Source organism: Vibrio sp. 378 (assembly GCF_033339435.1).
In genome coordinates this window covers 1-572 of the sequence record NZ_JAWOUO010000920.1, presented here as the reverse complement: position 1 = coordinate 572, position 572 = coordinate 1, and the positions used below count along the sequence as shown (strand labels likewise).

The window sequence follows — 572 nt, the reverse complement described above, 5'->3', positions numbered from 1 at the left end:
GAAGCGGGTATCCAGTTCAACCAAACGGATGTGGAACCTCAAAATAACATCCGCCCAACTGGTGACGACATCAAGCAAGGCGATATCGTATTAGCAAAAGGCGCGCGCCTAACACCACGCGATATTCCAATGATTGCTTCTCTTGGCGTAAGCCATGTCACTGTTGTACGTAAACCGAAGGTGGCGTTTTTCTCGACAGGTGATGAACTTAAACCATTAGGTGAGCCACTCGAAGCTGGTCAAATCTACGACAGCAACCGTTACGGCATTAAACCACTTATCGAAAACTTTGGTTGTGAAGCGATTGATCTTGGCATTATCCCTGACTGCCCAGAAACATTAAAAGCGACGTTTGAAAAAGCACAAACGCTCGCGGATGTGGTTGTCACCTCTGGCGGCGTCAGTGTTGGCGAAGCAGACTACACCAAGGACATTCTAGAACAACTTGGAGAAATCGGTTTTTGGAAACTGGCAATCAAGCCGGGTAAACCTTTCGCATTTGGTAAGTTAAGTACATCTTGGTTCTGTGGTCTACCAGGTAACCCTGTATCTGCTGTGCTAACCATGTACGT

Annotated in this window: 1 protein-coding gene; it reads left to right on the top strand. The window is 47.0% G+C overall.

The features are described 5' to 3' along the window. On the top strand, window positions 1-572 hold a 572-nt coding region (locus tag R7Q48_RS29610), incomplete at both ends, for a molybdenum cofactor synthesis domain-containing protein (protein ID WP_318133945.1).